This window comes from Pseudomonas sp. B392_1p, assembly GCF_052245235.1.
Classification (GTDB): domain Bacteria; phylum Pseudomonadota; class Gammaproteobacteria; order Pseudomonadales; family Pseudomonadaceae; genus Serpens; species Serpens gallinarum.
In genome coordinates this window covers 67,581-84,901 of record NZ_JBQPXM010000015.1, presented here as the reverse complement: position 1 = coordinate 84,901, position 17,321 = coordinate 67,581, and the positions used below count along the sequence as shown (strand labels likewise).

At 64.0% G+C, this 17,321-nt stretch carries 16 protein-coding genes; 5 read left to right on the top strand and 11 right to left on the bottom strand.

Translation table 11 applies throughout. The annotated features are described in order from the left end of the window. Nucleotides 1-77 precede the first annotated feature (77 nt). Both ACTV8E_RS18600 and ACTV8E_RS18595 read left to right on the top strand, forming a co-directional pair. Nucleotides 78-1,640: a sigma-54-dependent transcriptional regulator gene (locus ACTV8E_RS18600; protein ID WP_443200455.1), complete on the top strand. Its 1,563-nt coding sequence runs from the start codon at nt 78-80 to the stop codon at nt 1,638-1,640. A 74-nt stretch (nt 1,641-1,714) separates the two neighbouring features. After that, a complete protein-coding gene (locus tag ACTV8E_RS18595) occupies nt 1,715-2,263 on the top strand; it encodes a DUF1003 domain-containing protein (protein WP_443200454.1) in 549 nt (182 codons plus the stop codon). A gap of 245 nt (nt 2,264-2,508) precedes the next feature. Here ACTV8E_RS18595 and ACTV8E_RS18590 read toward each other — a convergent pair whose 3' ends face one another. Next, nucleotides 2,509-2,967, bottom strand: a complete 459-nt coding sequence (locus tag ACTV8E_RS18590; protein WP_443200453.1) for a DUF411 domain-containing protein — start codon at nt 2,965-2,967, stop codon at nt 2,509-2,511. A gap of 91 nt (nt 2,968-3,058) precedes the next feature. Beyond that, a complete protein-coding gene (locus ACTV8E_RS18585) occupies nt 3,059-3,310 on the bottom strand; it encodes a heavy-metal-associated domain-containing protein (protein ID WP_443200452.1) in 252 nt (83 codons plus the stop codon). Nucleotides 3,311-3,597: 287 nt separating this feature from the next. Between ACTV8E_RS18585 and chrA the strand changes: the two genes are divergently transcribed. Both chrA and ACTV8E_RS18575 read left to right on the top strand, forming a co-directional pair. Next, nucleotides 3,598-4,806 (top strand): chromate efflux transporter, encoded by a 1,209-nt coding sequence (gene chrA / locus ACTV8E_RS18580; RefSeq protein ID WP_443200451.1) that lies wholly within the window; start codon nt 3,598-3,600, stop codon nt 4,804-4,806. Nucleotides 4,807-4,899: 93 nt separating this feature from the next. Then, the gene (locus ACTV8E_RS18575; RefSeq protein ID WP_443200450.1) at nt 4,900-6,471 is read left to right on the top strand and encodes a phospholipase D family protein; all 1,572 of its coding nucleotides are present in this window, start codon (nt 4,900-4,902) and stop codon (nt 6,469-6,471) included. On the opposite strand, the gene ACTV8E_RS18570 is transcribed toward ACTV8E_RS18575, so the two are convergent. After that, a complete protein-coding gene (locus tag ACTV8E_RS18570; protein WP_443200449.1) occupies nt 6,466-7,554 on the bottom strand; it encodes an acyltransferase family protein in 1,089 nt (362 codons plus the stop codon). The genes ACTV8E_RS18575 and ACTV8E_RS18570 overlap by 6 nt on opposite strands. A gap of 232 nt (nt 7,555-7,786) precedes the next feature. On the opposite strand from ACTV8E_RS18570, the gene ACTV8E_RS18565 reads away from it, so the two are divergent. Then, nucleotides 7,787-8,725: an SGNH/GDSL hydrolase family protein gene (locus ACTV8E_RS18565; RefSeq protein WP_443200448.1), complete on the top strand. Its 939-nt coding sequence runs from the start codon at nt 7,787-7,789 to the stop codon at nt 8,723-8,725. A gap of 58 nt (nt 8,726-8,783) precedes the next feature. Here the strand turns inward: ACTV8E_RS18565 and ACTV8E_RS18560 are convergent, their stop codons facing one another. From ACTV8E_RS18560 to ACTV8E_RS18525, 8 genes are all read right to left on the bottom strand, one after another. Beyond that, a complete protein-coding gene (locus ACTV8E_RS18560) occupies nt 8,784-9,674 on the bottom strand; it encodes a Dyp-type peroxidase (RefSeq protein WP_443200447.1) in 891 nt (296 codons plus the stop codon). 258 nt (nt 9,675-9,932) lie between these two features. Further along, nucleotides 9,933-10,352, bottom strand: coding sequence for a hypothetical protein (locus ACTV8E_RS18555; protein WP_251836431.1), 420 nt, complete (start codon nt 10,350-10,352; stop codon nt 9,933-9,935). 72 nt (nt 10,353-10,424) lie between these two features. Then, a complete protein-coding gene (locus ACTV8E_RS18550) occupies nt 10,425-12,056 on the bottom strand; it encodes a BatD family protein (RefSeq protein WP_443200446.1) in 1,632 nt (543 codons plus the stop codon). Continuing rightward, on the bottom strand, nt 12,053-13,756 hold the full coding sequence (locus tag ACTV8E_RS18545; protein WP_443200445.1) for a VWA domain-containing protein: 1,704 nt from the start codon (nt 13,754-13,756) through the stop codon (nt 12,053-12,055). The genes ACTV8E_RS18550 and ACTV8E_RS18545 overlap by 4 nt, the downstream gene beginning before the upstream one ends. Then, nucleotides 13,756-14,769, bottom strand: coding sequence for a VWA domain-containing protein (locus tag ACTV8E_RS18540; protein WP_443200444.1), 1,014 nt, complete (start codon nt 14,767-14,769; stop codon nt 13,756-13,758). Before ACTV8E_RS18540 ends, ACTV8E_RS18545 begins: the two co-directional genes overlap by 1 nt. After that, nucleotides 14,762-15,247, bottom strand: coding sequence for a DUF4381 domain-containing protein (locus ACTV8E_RS18535; RefSeq protein WP_251836382.1), 486 nt, complete (start codon nt 15,245-15,247; stop codon nt 14,762-14,764). The genes ACTV8E_RS18540 and ACTV8E_RS18535 overlap by 8 nt, the downstream gene beginning before the upstream one ends. Further along, a complete protein-coding gene (locus ACTV8E_RS18530) occupies nt 15,244-16,185 on the bottom strand; it encodes a DUF58 domain-containing protein (RefSeq protein WP_443200443.1) in 942 nt (313 codons plus the stop codon). Before ACTV8E_RS18530 ends, ACTV8E_RS18535 begins: the two co-directional genes overlap by 4 nt. 50 nt (nt 16,186-16,235) lie before the next feature. After that, nucleotides 16,236-17,195: an AAA family ATPase gene (locus tag ACTV8E_RS18525; protein WP_251836430.1), complete on the bottom strand. Its 960-nt coding sequence runs from the start codon at nt 17,193-17,195 to the stop codon at nt 16,236-16,238. Nucleotides 17,196-17,321: the final 126 nt, after the last annotated feature.

The window sequence follows — 17,321 nt, the reverse complement described above, 5'->3', positions numbered from 1 at the left end:
CTGGAAAGAGCGTCACGAAAAGCTGACGCAAAAAACGGCACGCTCTCATTTGACTCTCCCTAATGGGCTGAAAAAACATGCGCATCAAGATTCATTGCCTGAACCGCCTGGGTATCCTGCGGGACATTCTCGATCGACTGGTGGATTACGGCGTCAATGTGGCGCGTGGCGAGGTGGGCGGCGAGCAGGGCAACGCCATCTATTTGCACTGCCCGAACCTGATCAATCTGCAATTCCATGCCTTGCAGCCGAAGCTGGAAGGAATTGAGGGTGTGTTCGGCGTTAAGCGTGTCGGTCTGATGCCCAGCGAGCGACGTCATCTGGAACTCAATGCCCTGCTTGGCGCGCTGGAGTTTCCGGTGCTGTCGGTGGACATGGCTGGCGCAATCGTTGCAGCCAATCGCGCTGCCGCCCATCTGCTCGGCGTGCGCGTGGACGAAGTGCCGGGCATTGCCCTGGCGCGATATGTCGAGGATTTCGATCTGCCCGCCTTGGTGCGCGCCAACAGATCGCGGATCAATGGTTTGCGGGTCAAGGTAAAGGGTGATGTGTTTCTGGCCGATATCGCGCCGCTGCAAGTCGAGCACGATGGCAGTGATGCCTTGGCCGGCGCGGTCCTCAGCCTGCATCGCGCCGACCGGGTCGGCGAGCGCATCTATCAGGTGCGCAAGCATGAGCTGCGCGGTTTCGACAGTATCTTTCAGAGTTCGAAGCGGATGGCGGCCGTGGTGCGTGAAGCGCGGCGCATGGCGCCATTGGATGCGCCGCTATTGATCGAGGGCGAGACCGGCACCGGCAAGGAGCTGCTGGCGCGCGCTTGCCATCTGGCCAGCCCGCGTGGCCAGGCGCCGTTCATGGCGCTGAATTGCGCCGGGCTGCCGGAATCCATGGCCGAGACCGAACTGTTCGGCTATGGACCCGGCGCCTTCGCCGGGGCACGGCCGGAAGGCAAACTCGGCCTGCTGGAGCTCACCTCCAGCGGCACGCTGTTTCTCGATGGGGTGGGCGAGATGAGCCCGCGACTACAGGCCAAGCTGTTGCGTTTTTTGCAGGACGGCGGTTTTCGCCGGGTCGGCAGCGACGAGGAGGTGTACCTGGACGTGCGGGTAATCTGTGCCACTCAGGTGGATTTGTCCGAGCTGTGCGCGCGGGGTGAGTTTCGCGAAGACCTGTATCACCGTCTGAACGTGCTGAGCCTGCATATTCCACCCCTGCGCGAGTGCCTCGACGGGCTGCCGGTGCTGGCCGAGCATTTTCTCGATCAGGCCAGCCGGCAGATTGGTTGTGCCTTGCCCAGTCTGGCGCCTAAGGCGCTGGAACGGCTGTTGAACTACCAGTGGCCGGGCAATGTGCGCCAGTTGGAAAACACCTTGTTCCAGGCGGTGTCGCTGTGCGAGGGCGGGGTGGTCAAGCCCGAGCACATTCGCCTGCCGGATTACGGCGCACCGCACCCGTTGGGCGAATTTTCCACGGAGGGGAGTCTCGACGAGATTCTCGGTCGTTTCGAAAAAGCCGTGCTGGAGCGGCTGCATGGCCAATACCCAAGCAGCCGCCTGCTCGGTAAGCGGCTCGGCGTGTCGCATACCACCATTGCCAACAAGCTGCGCGAATATGGGTTGTCGGGAAATGGCGGGCGGTAAGGCGCCTGTCAACGGCCGCTATAGTTTTGGCAGACGCCGCTGTCGGCGTGGGTCTCGAACCAAGAGGGACTGCCATGAACACTACCTCGGGCCAATCCGCCAATCATGGGAATGAACCGTCGGTCGAGCACCTGCGTTTCCATCGACCTCATGCGCACCTGACGCCGACCTTCGGCAACGACCGCTTTGCTTTGCAGGCCGAGGCGTTTGCGCGGTTTTTCGGCACGCCGTTGTTTCTCGGCGTGCAGACGCTGATCGTGCTGGCGTGGATGGCGGCCAATACCCTGGGCGTTGCCCGTTTCGATGTCTACCCGTTCATCCTGCTCAATCTGGCGTTCAGCTTGCAGGCAGCCTATGCCGCGCCGCTGATCCTGCTGGCCCAGACCCGTCAGGCCGCCCGCGACAAGGCCCACGCCGAAGCTGACGCCCGGCATCGTGAAGCCCTGGCACTGGCCAATGAACATCGCCAAGCTCAGGCCGCGCAGAATACGCAGCAATTGTTGCAACTGATGGAACAGAACACGCGGTTGACCGAGACAACCAAGCAACTGAGCGAGCGGATCGAGCAGCTGACTGCCGAGATGCACGCTCGCTTTGTTGCGCACAACGAAACGCCGCGCTGACAGGCCGTTGAAAGCTACCTGCGTTGGCAATACTTCGTTAAAAACAGCCTTCGAAAGCCGCTTGCGGCTAACGCGCTTCAGCGCCGCCCGAAGGGCAAACGAAGTGAGTAATGCTCATTTAGAACACCTAAACTGCGCTTCTTCGGCTGTTTCGACCAACCTTCGGTTGTTACTGCGTTGCGCCTCGTATTGCTCGCCTACGCTTTTTCAACGGCCTGCTGAAGAGCGCGGCGGTAGCGGTCGGATCAGTGCGCCGGGTAGTCGGCGATGACCTGCTCGGCGCCGGTCTTGCGCAAGCCGATGACCTGATAAGCATCGCGATGGTCACCCATTTCCATTCCCGGCGAACCCATCGGCATACCTGGTACGGCGAGGCCGGCGAGGTCGGGGCGCTTGCGCAATTCCAGCACCTGGGCGGCAGGCACATGGCCTTCGACGAAGCGCCCGTCGATCACGCCGGTGTGGCACGAAGCCAGACGCGGCGGAACGCCGAGCCGCTGCTTGACGGCGACCATGTCCCGCTCGACATGATCACGCACGGTGAAGCCGTTGCTTTCCAGGTGCTTAATCCAGTCCTTGCAGCAGCCGCAGTTGGCATCGCGGTGCACGTCGATGACCACAGGTTCTGCGGCCTGGCCGACGGCACTGAACAGCAGGGTGCTCAGGGCGGCGATGCGCAAGGCTTTACGAGTGGGGAAATGCATGGTGGTCGCTCCGATGTTCTGGGCTTGGAGATGGGGGCAGCGGGCGGATGCTTGCACATCCACCCGGTTCGCCAGGGTATGCAGCGTCTGACTAGCCGCAGCAGCCGCCGCAGCACGAAGAGGCTTTTTTGGCCGCGGGGGCATCAACGGTGGCGGGATAACCGGCCTCGTCCAGGGCGGCAATCAGCGCGGCGCTGTCCGCTTCGCCGGCGACGCGGACGCGTCCGGTCGCTACATCAACCTGGACGCTTTGCACGCCATTGAGGGGCATCAGGGCTTCGTTGACATGCTTGACGCAGGATTCGCAGCTCATGCCTTCAACGCGGAGTTCGATCGTGTTCATGGTGGTTCCTCGAGCAGTAGGGGCCAGGACCTTGGGGCCATTTTCGACCTTGTCACGAGGGCAAGGTCAAGGGGGGATTCGGGAAGTGAGTCTGCCCTGCACCAGGACGCGAAGGATTGATTTTTATCAAGATCTGCGAATAGCGCAGGGGGTGGTGAAGCATGAGCGCACCCGTAAGGGCGGCCTCGCCTGCAACCCGCCAGCGCGGCATGTCTAAGCACCACTCGGACGCATGTAACATACGCCCGGTCTTATGATCGCTGGCTTATTCACTACGGATTCCCTGCATGTCCGCTACCCCTGCAGTTCGCCACGCCGATAACGGCTGGTCGGTGTTCAAGGTTTTTCTGCGTCTAGGCCTGACCTCGTTTGGCGGGCCGATTGCGCATCTGGGTTATTTTCGCACCGAGTTCGTCAGCCGCCGCCAGTGGCTGAGCGAGCGCAGCTTTGCCGACCTGGTGGCGCTGTGTCAGTTCCTGCCCGGACCGTCCAGCAGTCAGGTGGGCATCGCGCTGGGTTTGTCACGCGCCGGTTATCGCGGTGCGCTGGCGGCCTGGGCGGGCTTCACCCTGCCGTCGGCGATCCTGCTGATTCTTTTCGCCCTGGGGATCACCCGTTGGGGGGAGCTGTTGCCGTCGGGGCTGTTGCACGGGCTCAAGGTGGTCGCCGTGGCAGTGGTGGCCCAGGCGGTGTGGGGAATGGCCCGCAGCTTCTGTACCGACGTGCCGCGGGTCGCAATCATGGCCCTGGCCACCGGCATCCTGGTGGCCTGGCCCACGGCACTGGGCCAGGTCGGTGTGATCGTCGGAGCCGGTGTGCTGGGTCTGTTGCTGTTCAAGCCGAGCCGCGACGGTGAGCACGAGCCTTTGCCAATAACGGTCGGCCATGGCGCCGGGTTGCTGTTGTTGGGGCTGTTTTTCGCTTTTCTGCTGGGCTTGCCGCTGCTCGCGCAGCTCTGGCCAAGCCAGACGCTGCAATTGATCGATGCCTTCTACCGCGCAGGTTCGCTGGTGTTCGGCGGTGGCCATGTGGTGTTGCCCTTACTGCAAAGCGAAGTGGTCCACACTGGCTGGGTCAGCAATGAGGCGTTCCTGGCCGGCTATGGTGCGACCCAGGCGGTCCCCGGTCCGCTGTTCACCTTCTCGGCCTTTCTCGGCGCTTCCATGAACAGCGCACCGAGCGGCTGGCTGGGCGGACTGCTGTGTCTGGTGGTGGTGTTTGCGCCTTCTTTTCTGCTGGTCATCGGCGTGCTGCCGTTCTGGGAGCGCCTGCGCGGCAGCCTGCGCACCCAGGCGGCGCTGATCGGCGTGAATGCGGCGGTGGTCGGCCTGCTACTGGCGGCGCTGTATCGGCCGGTGTGGACCAGCGCGATTCTTACCTTCGGTGATTTCGCCCTGGCGCTGCTGGCCCTGGTGGCACTGATGCGCTGGAAGTTGCCGCCCTGGCTGGTGGTGCTGGGATGTGGGGTGGGCGGCTGGGGCTTAAGTGTTCTCTAGTACTCGGGCGGTTGCGTCGTGGTACGGCCTGCCAAGCGGCGTTTTCCTTATACTCCACGCGGTGTTGCGGCTTCATCGAGGGGAAACTGAATAATGGTGGACTGGGTACAGGTGCTGGGCGACGTGACGCGCTGGGCGCTGGTTGGCGGTGTGTGTGTCGCCGTGCTGACGGGCTGCAAGTCGCTGCCGCCGCTGGACGGTCGCCTCGACTCGAAAGCCCTGCAACCTGCCGAGTCTGCCGCAACCCCGCTGGGCCGTGCCCTGGCGCCGGAAATCGAGGCGTATCCGGGACTTTCCGGAATCTTCCCGCTGGCCGATGCCCAGGATGCGTTCGCCGCCCGCGTGCTGCTGGCCCGCGCCGCCGAGCGCACCCTGGATGTGCAGTACTACATTTGGCGCGGCGACATGACCGGCACCTTGTTGTTCGAGGCGCTGCACGAGGCCGCCGACCGCGGGGTGCGGGTGCGTCTGTTGCTTGACGACAACAATACCTCGGGCCTGGACCCCACCCTGCGTGCCCTGGATGCACACCCGCTGATCGAGGTTCGGTTGTTCAATCCCTTCCTTGTACGCAGCCCGCGTGTGTTCGGCTTCCTCAGCGACTTTTCCCGTCTCAACCGGCGCATGCACAACAAATCCTTCACGGCAGACAGCCAGGCGACCATCGTTGGTGGGCGCAATATTGGCGATGAATATTTCGGCGCCGGAGACGGCGTGCTGTTCGCGGATCTGGACGTGATCGCAGTGGGGCCGGTGGTGACGGAAGTGTCGAGCGATTTCGACCGTTACTGGGCCAGCGAATCCAGCTATCCCGTTGGGCTGTTGTTACCAGCGGCCGATCCCGAGCAGCTTACGCGTCTGGCGACATCCGCCTCGCTGGTGGAGCGCAGCCCAGCCGCCGCCAGTTATGTGCAGGCCATTCGTGAATCGAACTTCATCGGCCAGATGCTGGAGGGTTCGCTGACATTTCAGTGGTCGCCCACCCGCCTGGCCAGCGATGACCCGGCCAAAGGGCTGGGGCGGGCCGAACCGGAAGCGCTGTTGCCTTTTCAGCTGCACGAAATCATCGGCGTGCCGCGTAGCGACGTAGAGTTGGTTTCGCCGTATTTCGTTCCGACCCAGGCGGGTGTCGAAGCGTTCGTGGCGTTGGCGCAAATGGGCGTCAAGGTACGCATCCTGACCAATTCGCTGGACGCCACCGATGTGGCAGCGGTGCATTCCGGTTATGCCAAACATCGTAGGGCGCTCCTCGAAGCGGGCATCGAGCTGTATGAAATGCGTCGGCTGAATCCGGAAATGGACAAGCGCAAGCGCACCGGCCCGTTCGGCAGCTCCGGCTCCAGTCTGCACGCCAAAACCTTCGCGGTGGATCGTCAGCGCGTGTTTGTTGGCTCGTTCAACTTCGATCCGCGCTCGGTCAACCTGAATACCGAGCTGGGCCTGATCATTGACAATCCGGTTTTGGCTGGGCAGATCGACGATATGTTCAATAGCGACATCGCCCGCACGGCCTATGAAGTGCGCCTGACGGACGACGGCACGCTGTACTGGATAGAGCAGGTTGGCGGGCAGGACGTGTACCACGCCCGCGAACCTGGAACTACGGTCTGGCAGCGCCTGGGGGTAAGCGTGCTGGCGTTGCTACCGATCGACTGGTTGCTATAACACCGGCTTCGCCTTGCTGGGTACCGGCACTGGCACTGGCACTGGCACCCGCGCCGGTGTCCGTACAGCGGGGCGCCGATCGAGAAAGACCGCGCGTAGGCCGTTGGTGATCGGCACTTCCACCTTGCGGTACATGATGATCGCCACCAGGTAGCAAAGCCCGATAGCCAGCGGCGTGGTCAGGTACGCGAGCGCGCTGGGCGTATCGAATACCGGGACAACCTTGCCAAACGCTTTCATCACGTAGGGATGGAACAGGTACAGGGAAAAACTGGCATCGCCGATCAACACCACCGCCGTGGGCAGCCGGATGCTCGACAGGCCATGCACAATCGCCAGAAACCCGAACAGTGCCGGAATACCCCAGTAGCCGGCCCGCCCGAGCAGAGGGTCCAGAACGTCGCTGAACGGCATGCAGGCCAGGCAGGCCACACCCAGCAGCACCAGCGCCCAGCGCGTGCCGGTGGTCAGGCTGGCGCGCCAGGCCGCGGTGCGTGCATACAGGGCATAACAGCCCATGCCGAAGATGAACTCGAGAAGAATCGCGTCGGTATAAAAGGCCGGCACGACTGCGTCGAACTTCATCACGTGGCCCAGCAGCACCAGTACCGCGATCATCAGGGAGCAGATCAGCAGTCGGTGGCGATGATTGATAGCCATGGACAAGGCGAACAGGGCATAAAAGAACATCTCAAAATTCAGCGTCCAGCCCAGAAACAGCAGCGGCTGCACGTACTCGCCTTTCTGGTAGGGGATGAACAGTAGTGACTTGATTAGCCCTTCAAGATCCGCCGTGGTGTTGTCCAGCAGACTCGGCGATAGCAGGGCGATGGCGAATACGCCCAAGGTACCCAGCCAGTAAAGAGGGAGCACCCGAATAATCCGTTTGGTGAGGAAATGCCGGGTCGAGTGGGCGGTAACCAAGGCCATGATGAAGCCACTGATGACGAAAAAAATGTCGACGCCCCAGGCGCCGTTGCGAAACAGCGGAATGTGGTAAATGACCACAGCGGAGGCCGCGAGCGCACGCAGTAATTGGATGCTGTCGAGTTTGTCGGGAATAAGCGGGGTGGCGGAAGGCATGCAGAACTCCATTTCTGTCCGGTTACGAGCCACAGCCTGTGGTTGTGCTCTCGAAGGGGCGAGCAGACGGGCATCCTTGCTCCAAACGATTGAGTAAAGCAGCTTGGCGGCGGGCTAAGAACGTATGCCTGGGTTTTTTGACAACCGGTCAAAAACGGCTAGACCGAAGACTCGGCCAGGCGGTTTCTCTGGCCGTGCGGGAGCTGGACAGCTTATTTCGCAGGAGCGATTCATGAAAATTCTCGCCGGCCTTGTACTGGTTCTGGCCTGTATGGCCCAGGCCGCATCCGACCGGGTAGTACCGCCCGACTCGGGATATACCCGCGCCTCAAGCGGGCCGAGGGCTCCAGGCGCAATGGAAAAATGGCTGCATGGGCTTCCTTCGATTGTGTGCTGGGGAGACTCGCTGACCAGTGCGTCCTACCCGCGTATTCTCGCCAAGCTCACCGGCCGTCCCGTGACCAGTCGCGGGGTGGGCGGCAACACCAGTGCGCAAATTGCCGCCCGCCAAGGCGGCCGGCCCACCTACATGACGCTCGTGGGCGGACGGATCCCCGCCAGCGGTGCGGTACGAGTGGAGTCGTTCACCGTCACGCCCATGGGCATCTACGGCAAGCAGGTGATTGAGGGCAGTATTGGTGGTGTGGCAGGAGTGCTGCGGCGACTCTCCCAGGAAACCTACGAATTCACCCGCACGACACCGGGGGCCGCCGTCGAGGTACCGGTGGCATTACCGTTCATGCCTGACGTGGGCGAGACCGACTTCGAGATCGCGGTGATCTGGGCGGGGCGCAACAACTATGACGAACCGGCGCAGGTCTTATCCGATGTGCGCGCCATGGTCGAGTTCCTCAAACCCCTCAACAAGCGCTTCGTGGTGCTCTCGCCACCCAATGGCAATTACCGCGACGAGTACATCGGTGCGCCGAACTACCACTACTTCGTCGAGATCCGCGATGGCTTGCGCAACGCCTACCCCAACAACTTCCTCGATGTCTGGCAGTTGCTGGTGCAAAGCTACGATCCGTCAGATCCCCGTGATGTCGCCGATTACCAGAAGGGCATACCGCCGCATTCCTTGCGCGATGACGATATTCATCTGAATGAGGCGGGCAATCGCAAGGTCGCCGCGTGGGTGCGTGACTACTTGATCGGCTTCAAAGGCTATTGAATATCGAACCCCTCGCGCGCGACCGTCACGGTCGGGCGAGGGAACGGCGAGGGCAGGCTTACTGCTGCAGACGCAGCGCGCTCAGGTCGAGATGGCCATTGCTCACCGGCGGGCACCAGTAGTAACCGCCGGTGATGGGACGGCTGAAGCGGAACAGCGCGTCGAGGATGCCATCCTCCAGACCGGCCATGCGGCGCATCTGCACCTCGAAGGCCGTGAAGGAATGACCGAACGCCAGGAACAGGAGACCGGCCTGCCGGCCATCCGACCAGGGCATGGAGCGGCGCAGCATGAACGCTTCGGGGCTGAAGCTCTCTTGCGCGGTGCGCTTGACATGGGCCGACTCGGGCGCGTCCTCAATCTCTTCGTTATCGCTCTTGCGCCGGCCCATGACATGGTCCTGCTCGAGGGGCGAGAAGGTCGCGAACTGGTCGAGGTCATGCACCCAGTGCTGCAGCGCCGCGAAGCTTGAACCTTCCAGGCCGGCTGGTGCATTGCGGACAAAAGCGGCTTGCAGGGCGTCATCACCCTTGGGGTTTTCCGTGCCGTCTTCGTAGCCGGTCAGGTCATGCCCGGTCTTGTAGCGGAACGCGTCGGTGGCCTGCACCAGGCACAGCGCCGGGGCCAGAGCCGCTTCCAGAGCACGGGTGCGCAGCAGCAGCTCACCGCGATCATCACCGCGCAACCAGCACCACAGGGCATGCTGGGTCGAGGGCACATCCACGCCCACGCCACTGATGGCTGGGAAGGCACGTAGCCCGTCGACAGGGGCGGACAGTACCTGAACCAGTGATTCGCCAAAGCCGACCACGGTCGCATCGCCGTTGACAAGCTGGCAAAGGTGATCCAGTGCCGCCGGAAGGGCTTCAGGCTGTTCCAGGGTAAAAAACAGATGTCGGGCCACAAGCGGCACCGGCGAGGCAAGAATCCCTGGCTGGTAATACGACATGACAACTCCTTGGCAACTAAAAAAATACGCCGGAACGCCGCGCGCTCTACCGCGAACGTCCGAAAGAACCTGATATGAATTTTATCGCGCCGCGATCTCTTGGGGACAGGCGAAAGGCTATGGAAGCCAGAGAGACGGCCTATGTCGATAGCAAACCGTAGGGGCAGCCCCGCCGTTGCCTGTGACGCCGCTGGCGGGCTGTCCGTAGTGATATGCCAAGCCAAACTCTTTGGGCGGAGGTCGTCCTAGTCGGCTGACTCAGAACAACTCCTGCTCATCGCGAATCAGCACGCCATGCAGTCCTTGTTCATCTTCCTGGCAGTCGTACAGGTAATACATCACCACCACGCCATTCTCCATCACGGCCACGTAGTCGCCCGGCTCGACGGTGAAGAAGCGCGGTGAGGCCGGGGACTCCATGCATTCGATGTCGGCCGTCACAAACTGCTCGGGGTCTTCCTCGCCGAAGAAGTCGGCGCGTTCGGCCTCGCTCCACGCCTCGGGAGTCTGGAAGGCGCCAGTGAACAGAATGCGCGCATCGCCGAGTTCTTCCTCCTCGGCATCCGGATCATTGTCGTCGGGACGGTACAGCGTGCACTCCAGGGCTGCGCTGCTGTTCAGCACCGTCTGTCGGGCGGCCAGGCGACGGCTCGGGTCGAGTTCTGCGGCGTTGCACATCTGCACCCAGACAGGGTCGAGATCAGCGGTCATGTAATGGATTTCCGTAGGTAGAAAAAGTATGTCCCGTGCTCAGCGCGGATAGAGCGGCGGTAGGGCGGTGTCGGTGGCCTGGGCGCCGCTCCGTTGAGGCTCGGGCAGGTCGCGGATGGCTTTCCATAAGGCTTCGCCATTCCAGGTTTGTTCGGTTTCGCTGTACAGCACGCCATTGAGACCATCCAGGGCATCGGACAGCGGCACGTGGCGCGCGGCCATAGCGGCGAGAGTCTCCGGGTGCGCACGGGCCCAGGCGTCGAGTGCGTGCCGGGTGGCCTGCGGATCGTCGGCCAGACAGGCGCGCTTGAGGTCGTCAAGCAGACTGCGTGCGCTGGGACCAGGGAGTGTGGCGCGCTGAATGGCGGGCTGACGCCGGGCATGCCACCACAGGCCGAAGCCGAGCAGGGTGGTGCAGGCCAGCAGGGCGCTGCTCAGTTGCCAAGGCCACAGGGCCTGGTTGGGCACCGACGGGGCTAACGGCGGCAGGGCCAGGTCCAGTTGCGGATTGCTGGCCACGGCAAAGCTGCGCGCCGGCAAGCGGGTGCGTTCCAGGCTGTCGGTTTGGGTGTTCCACCAGACGACTTCCACGGCGGGCACCTGCACCTGACCTGCGCGATTGGGCACCAGCGCTTCGCTTTGCTCGCGGCTGCCGATCAACCCCTGTTCGGTGGTTTCGTTGCTCAGTTTGGGCTGGTCCGGGTAGTGGCGCAGGTCGGCGCTTTGCGTGGCCGGCAGCGGTGGCAGTTGGGTGCTGGACAGGCCTTCGACGCGCAGAACCCGTTGGCGGGTCAGCGAATCACCGACGCTGACCTGTTCTGGCTCGGGGGTCCAGGTTTCGCTCAGGGTCAGGGCGCTGGCGGGCAGCCAGGGGGCATCGCTTGGGTAGTCGGCGGGCTTAGCCTTTACCGTGAGTGGAATGACCGGCGAGGTGACCCGCACGCTGCGGCCCGAACGCGGGCCGAAGGGGTTGAACTGGTCGGGATTGTTGCGTTCGACCAAGGTGGCGCTGAACACCTGCGCGGGCAGTTCGATGTCACCGCTGCGCAAGGGGAAAATCGCATAGCGGATTTCGATCACGCCATGGCGCACGCCGTTGACCATTTTTTCGTAGGTGATCGGTTTGCCAAGCTGCTCGACGCGCGCTTCGGGTGTCTGCAACGGTGTCAGGGCGCTGTCATCGAACAGCGTCACCGAGTGGTAGATGCGCAGGGTCAGCACCACCTGAGCCTGCACGTAGGCGCTGTCCCGGTCGAGGCTGGCGTCGATGAACACCGGGGAGAGCTTGCCGGGTGCGTCTGTGGGCGCCTGGGCCGGGGTGACATGCAGAGTGATTGGCGTGGACCAGACCTCGCCCAGCTTCAGGGGCGGGATGACCACGAAGCCGGTTTGCCGGGGCGCCAGCGTAATGATCCAGCGGGTGATGGTGTGGGCCACGCCGTCGACGGTGACCAGGCGATTGACCTGTTGGCTGTCGAGTACCTTGAACAGCGGCTGCAAGGGCGTGAGGTCCGGTTTGCCAGCCAGGGTTACGCCGGCGACTTCCAGGGTCAGTTGCAGGGTTTCGCCCATGCTGAACTGCTGGCGGTCGACACTGGCGTGCAGCCGGGCCTCGGCGCTGGCCAGGCCGCTGAGCAGGCAAAAAAAGAAAACGCAGAGCAGGCGCATCATCGCTGGGGATTCCTGGTGTGTTGTTCGTACCTGAACTTGCGGCGCAGCAGTTCGGCGGGGTCATCGGGAATCTGGCGCAGCCATTGTTCCAGCGCCTGGCGGCGTTCGTCACCCAGCGCATCGGCCGGTTGCGCGGTGGCATGAGCCGGTTGCTCGCTGTCCGACTCGCTGGCGGTGCCACTGGCCGGGGCCGTCGATGCGTCGTCGGTCTCCAGGGATTCGCCCTCGGGGCTGTTATCCGCGTCGCGCTCCTGGCCTTCCTGACCGGGAGAGCCGGCAGGGGATGGCTCGGGTGTACTGCTGGATGACGGACTGTCATCGTGCTGCTGTTCTTCTTCTCGCTCGCGCAGCAGATTTTCGATCAGCGTGCGGTTGTGCAGGGCCTGGGGCAGTTCCGGTTGCAAGACCAAGGCTTGATCGTAGGCCTCCAGCGCAGCCTGCAGATCGCCAGCCTGGGCCAGCGCGTTGCCGCGATTGTAATGATCGGCGGCGCTGTCGCCCTGAGCGAAGCGCTGGGCGGCGGCGGGGTAGTCACCAGCCTGGTACAGGGCATGGCCCTGGCGCAGCGGATCGCTGAAGCGCTGCGCGGCTTCGGCGGGGCGTTGCGCATCGAGCAGGCGCTGGCCTTGCTGGTCGGCGCGCAGCCACAGGTCATCGAAACTCCAGGCATACCCAGGCTGTGGCAAGACCATGAGCAAGGGCAGGCAGAACAACCAGCCGCGCCGTCCCGCGCAGGCGGCGAGCAGCAGCAGGGGCAATAGCAGCCAGTGGCCCTGGTCGAGCCAGTGGGCGAGGCGGACAGATTCACCGTCTTCTTCGCGCAAGTGCTGCGGAGCGTTGAGCAGGTCGAGTGCGCGCAAGTCGCCCTCGTCCAGACGCCAGGGCGCATAGCGGGCGCCGATCTGGTCGGCGAAGCGGCGTAAGCCGGCATCGTCCAGGCGCGACAGGATGATCGCGCCCTGATCATCCAGACGGTAACCGCCCCCTTCCTGAACGATCGGCGCGCCCTGGGAGGTGCCCATGCCCAGCATGAGCAGACGTTCGCCCTGGCGGCCGAGTTGCCGTGCAATTGCACTGCGTTCTGTCTCGCTCAGCGCGCCGGTAATCAACAGCAGCCGTCCTTGATCGCGCGCACCTTGATGCAGCAGGTCCAGGGCCTTGGCCACGGCCAGATCGGCGCGTTGGCCCGGCTCGGGCATGATCGAGGGCTTGAGCGCGTCGAGCAGATTGTGCGTGGTGGCCATGTCGTCGGACAACGGCACCAGCACGTGGGCGCTGCCGGCATACACGACGACGGCGGTCTGGGCGTCTCGGCGAGCCTCGAGCAGGTCGAGAATCTTGCGCCGCGCCTGTTCCAGACGATTGGGTGGCGTGTCGCCTGCCAGCATCTGCGGCGTCAGGTCGATGATGATGACCAGCGGATCGGCCGGTTTGCCGACGGTTTGCTCCAACTGCTGCCAACTGGGACCGAGCAAGGCCAAAAGGGCCAGCAGCCAGGCCAGGCCCAGCGCGATCCACGGCAGGCGATTGCCGCGCCCGTTGCTGCGGGTGAGCAGCAGGCTATGAAAGGCGCTGGGCAGGATCTGCTGCCAGCGGCCGGCTCGCCGCTCGCGGTGCCACAGCTGCCAGAGCAGCCAGCCGAGCAGGGGAGCGAGCAACAGCCAGGCAGGGCGCAGCCAATGCGGCCAGAGTAGTTCCATCACCGTGACCTCCGCAGCCAGTAGGGACGCAGGCCCTGCGGCCAGAGTACACGGCCGATCAGCAGCACGCTGAGTACCAGGCCAGCGCCCAGGGGCCAGCTGTACAGCGCAAGAATCTGCCGTGCCTGGGTGGGTTGCTGCGCCACCGGCTCGAGCGTATCGAGCAGCGCTTCGATGTCTTGCAGCTGTTCACGGGACTGGGCGCGGAAATACTGCCCTTTGGTGAGCGCGGCGATTTCCTGCAACAGGCCTTCGTCCAGGTCCATGCCCGGGGTGAAGGCGAAGACGCCGCGCTGGCCGCCCTGACCCGGCGCGGCGCCGATGCCGATCGGATAAATCGTCACGTGGTGCAAGGCCGCCATGCGCGCAGCAGTGAGCGGGTCCAAGGTGCCGCTGGTGTTGGCACCGTCAGTAACCAGCACCAGTACGCGGCTGTCAGCCGGACGTTCCCGCAGACGCTTGACCGCCAGGCCAATGGCATCGCCGATGGCGGTGTTTTGCCCGGCGATGCCGATCAGCGCTTCGTCGAGCCAGGTGCGCACGGTGTGCCGGTCGAAGGTCAGCGGCGATTGCAGGTAGGCCTGGCTGCCGAACAGGATCAGGCCGACGCGGTCGCCGTGGCGCTCCTCGATGAAATCGCCAAGCAGTCGTTTGACCAGGGTCAGGCGGCTGATGGCCTGTTCGTTCCAGCGCATGTCCGGGTAATCCATGGAGCCGGAAACATCCACGGCGAGCAGCAGGTCGCGGCCGCTGGCCGGTATCGGCAGGGGTTCGCCCAGCCAGTGCGGGCGCGCGGCGGCGAGTAACAGGCACAGCCAGAGCAGAGCGAACGGGGCTTGCTGGCGCCACGCCGGCAGGTTGGCGCGCGCCTTATGGCCGGCGAGGCTTTCCAGCTCGGCGAGAAAATTCACCTTGAGCGCCGCTTCGCCATTGTCCGCCGGAGGCAGCAGCCAGCGCAGCAGCCAGGGCAGCGGGGCGAGCAAAAAGACCCAGGGCCAGGCGAATTCAAACATGCTTGCGAATCCAGGTTTCGACGGCGCGGTGCAGATCGTCCACGGCCTTGTCGTCGAGCAGACACTGCGGGCGATAGGCACCGTCCACCAGCACCATCCAGCGGGTCAGCCCGGCGGCCGGGCAACGGTTATCGAGAAACGCCAGCCAGGCCCGGCCGCTCAGGGTCTGGCAGTGGCTGTCCGGGTAATGCTGCAGGCACAGGCGCTTGAGCAGGCCATTGAGCTGTTGCAGCCAGGGACCTGCCGGTTGCTGGTAGTAGGGTTTGGCCAGGCTGGCGAGTTCGTCCAGCGCCCGTTGGCGGCGGGGGTCCAGCTCCGGCTCGTGGGCCGGGCGACGGTGCAGGCGAATCGACAAGTACCACAGTGCGCAGAGCAGCAACGGCACGCCGACGGCCAGCAGCCACCAGCCCGGCGCCGGCGGCCACCAGGGCACCGGCGGGGGCGGCAACAGAGGTTGCAGTGCGTCGAGCGTGCTCATCGGCGGGAGTCCGCAGCAGGTTGTTCCAGGTATTCGCGCAATTGCTCGAACATGTCCGTCTGGCTGCTCAGGGGTAGCAGCAGCGCGCGCATCCTTTGCGCAGCGTGCTGCCAGCGCAGGCGCCGTGCTTCGCCCAATTCGCGGTAGGCGCGGCGCAGGTCGCTGTCATAGGTGTCCAGCTCCAGCACTGCCTGCTGTTCGCCAAACCGCAGCAGGCCGGCGGCGGGCAGCGCGTGGTCGAGGGGGTCGGAAATGGGCAACAGGATCAGGTCGATGTGGCGGCCCAGCAGGGCCAGTTGTTGCTCGGCCGCATCGGTGAGCGCGCGTTCGTCGCAAATCACCACCAGCAGGCTGCCGGGACGCAGCACTTCGCGGGCGCGGCGCAGTGCGGGGCCGAACGTGCCCTGCGGAGCCTGCATGTCGGCGTGCAGGGCATGGTTGGCGCCCACCAGCCGGTTGAGCAACTGCAACAGGCTTTGCTTGCTGCGTCGCGGGCGCACTTCATGGTGCTCGCCATCACCAAACACCAGCCCGCCGATGCGGTCGTTGTGTGTCAATGCGGCCCAGCCGAACAGTGCCGCAGCCTGGGCGGCGAGCACCGATTTGAGCTGCGCGCCGCTGCCAAAAAACAGCGGGCGACTCTGCTCAACCAGCAGGTACACCGGGCGCTCACGTTCTTCATGGAACAGCTTGGTGTGCGGTTCCTGGGTGCGCGCGGTGACGCGCCAGTCGATGGTGCGCACATCGTCGCCCGGCTGGTAGACGCGCACCTGGTCAAAGTCGATACCACGTCCGCGCAGCTTGGAACGGTGCAGGCCGATCAACGGACTGCGTCGGCTGGGCGTGGAAAACAGCTGCACCTCGCGCAGGCGATGGCGGATGTCGATCAGTTCGGCCAGGCTCGCGCGCACGCCGGGTTGCGACGGCAGGGTATGCATGGTTCAGCGCTCCGCGTGAGAAACGGGGCGAGCAGCCGGCAGCGGTTTCATCAGGCCACCGCGACCACGTCCAGCACGCGCTGGATCACTTGATCCTGATCGACGCCGGAGGCTTCCGCCTCGAAGGAGAGAATGATGCGATGGCGCAGCACATCGAACAGCACCGCCTGGATGTCCTCGGGGCTGACGAAATCCCGCCCGGCCAGCCAGGCATTGGCCCGCGCGCAGCGGTCCAGCGCGATCGAGCCGCGCGGGCTGGCGCCGTAGCTGAGCCATTCGGCCAGTTCCGCATCGAATTTGGCCGGAAAGCGCGTGGCCATGATCAACTGCACCAGGTATTCCTCCACCGCATCGGCCATGTACAGGCCGAGAATCTGCTTGCGCGCCGCGAAGATGGCCTGCTGGCTGAGGCGTTTTTCCGGGTGGGTTTCGCCGTTCAGCGCTTCGCCGCGGGCCTGCTGAAGAATGCGCCGTTCCACTGAGGCATCCGGGTAGCCGATCTTCACGTGCATGAGGAAACGGTCGAGCTGGGCTTCGGGCAGCGGGTAGGTGCCCTCCTGCTCGATGGGGTTCTGCGTGGCCATCACCAAAAACAGCGGCGACAGCTCATAGGTGCTGCGCCCGATGCTTACCTGGCGCTCGGCCATGGCTTCGAGCAGTGCCGACTGCACCTTGGCCGGGGCGCGGTTGATTTCGTCCGCCAGGACCAGGTTGTGAAAGATCGGCCCTTGCTGGAATACGAAGCTGCCGGTTTCCGGGCGGTAGATCTCGGTGCCGGTAATGTCAGCCGGCAACAGATCGGGGGTGAACTGGATGCGATGGAACTCGGCTTCCACGCCGTCGGCCAGGTCCTTGATCGCCTTGGTCTTGGCCAGGCCGGGCGCGCCTTCCACCAGCAGGTGGCCATCAGCAAGCAGGGCGATCAACAGGCGGTCGATGAGTTTTTCCTGGCCGAGAATCTGGCCAGCAAGAAATTGTCGCAGGGTTAGCAACGCTTCACGGTGTTCCATCATCGGGACTCGGATCGAAACGGGGCGAGGGTCGATATGACGCAGCCTGGTGGCGGCCACTTTAATCGAAGATGGGAAGCTGGGCTAACGTTCTAGGCAGGGTCGCGGTGCATGAATGTCGCAGGG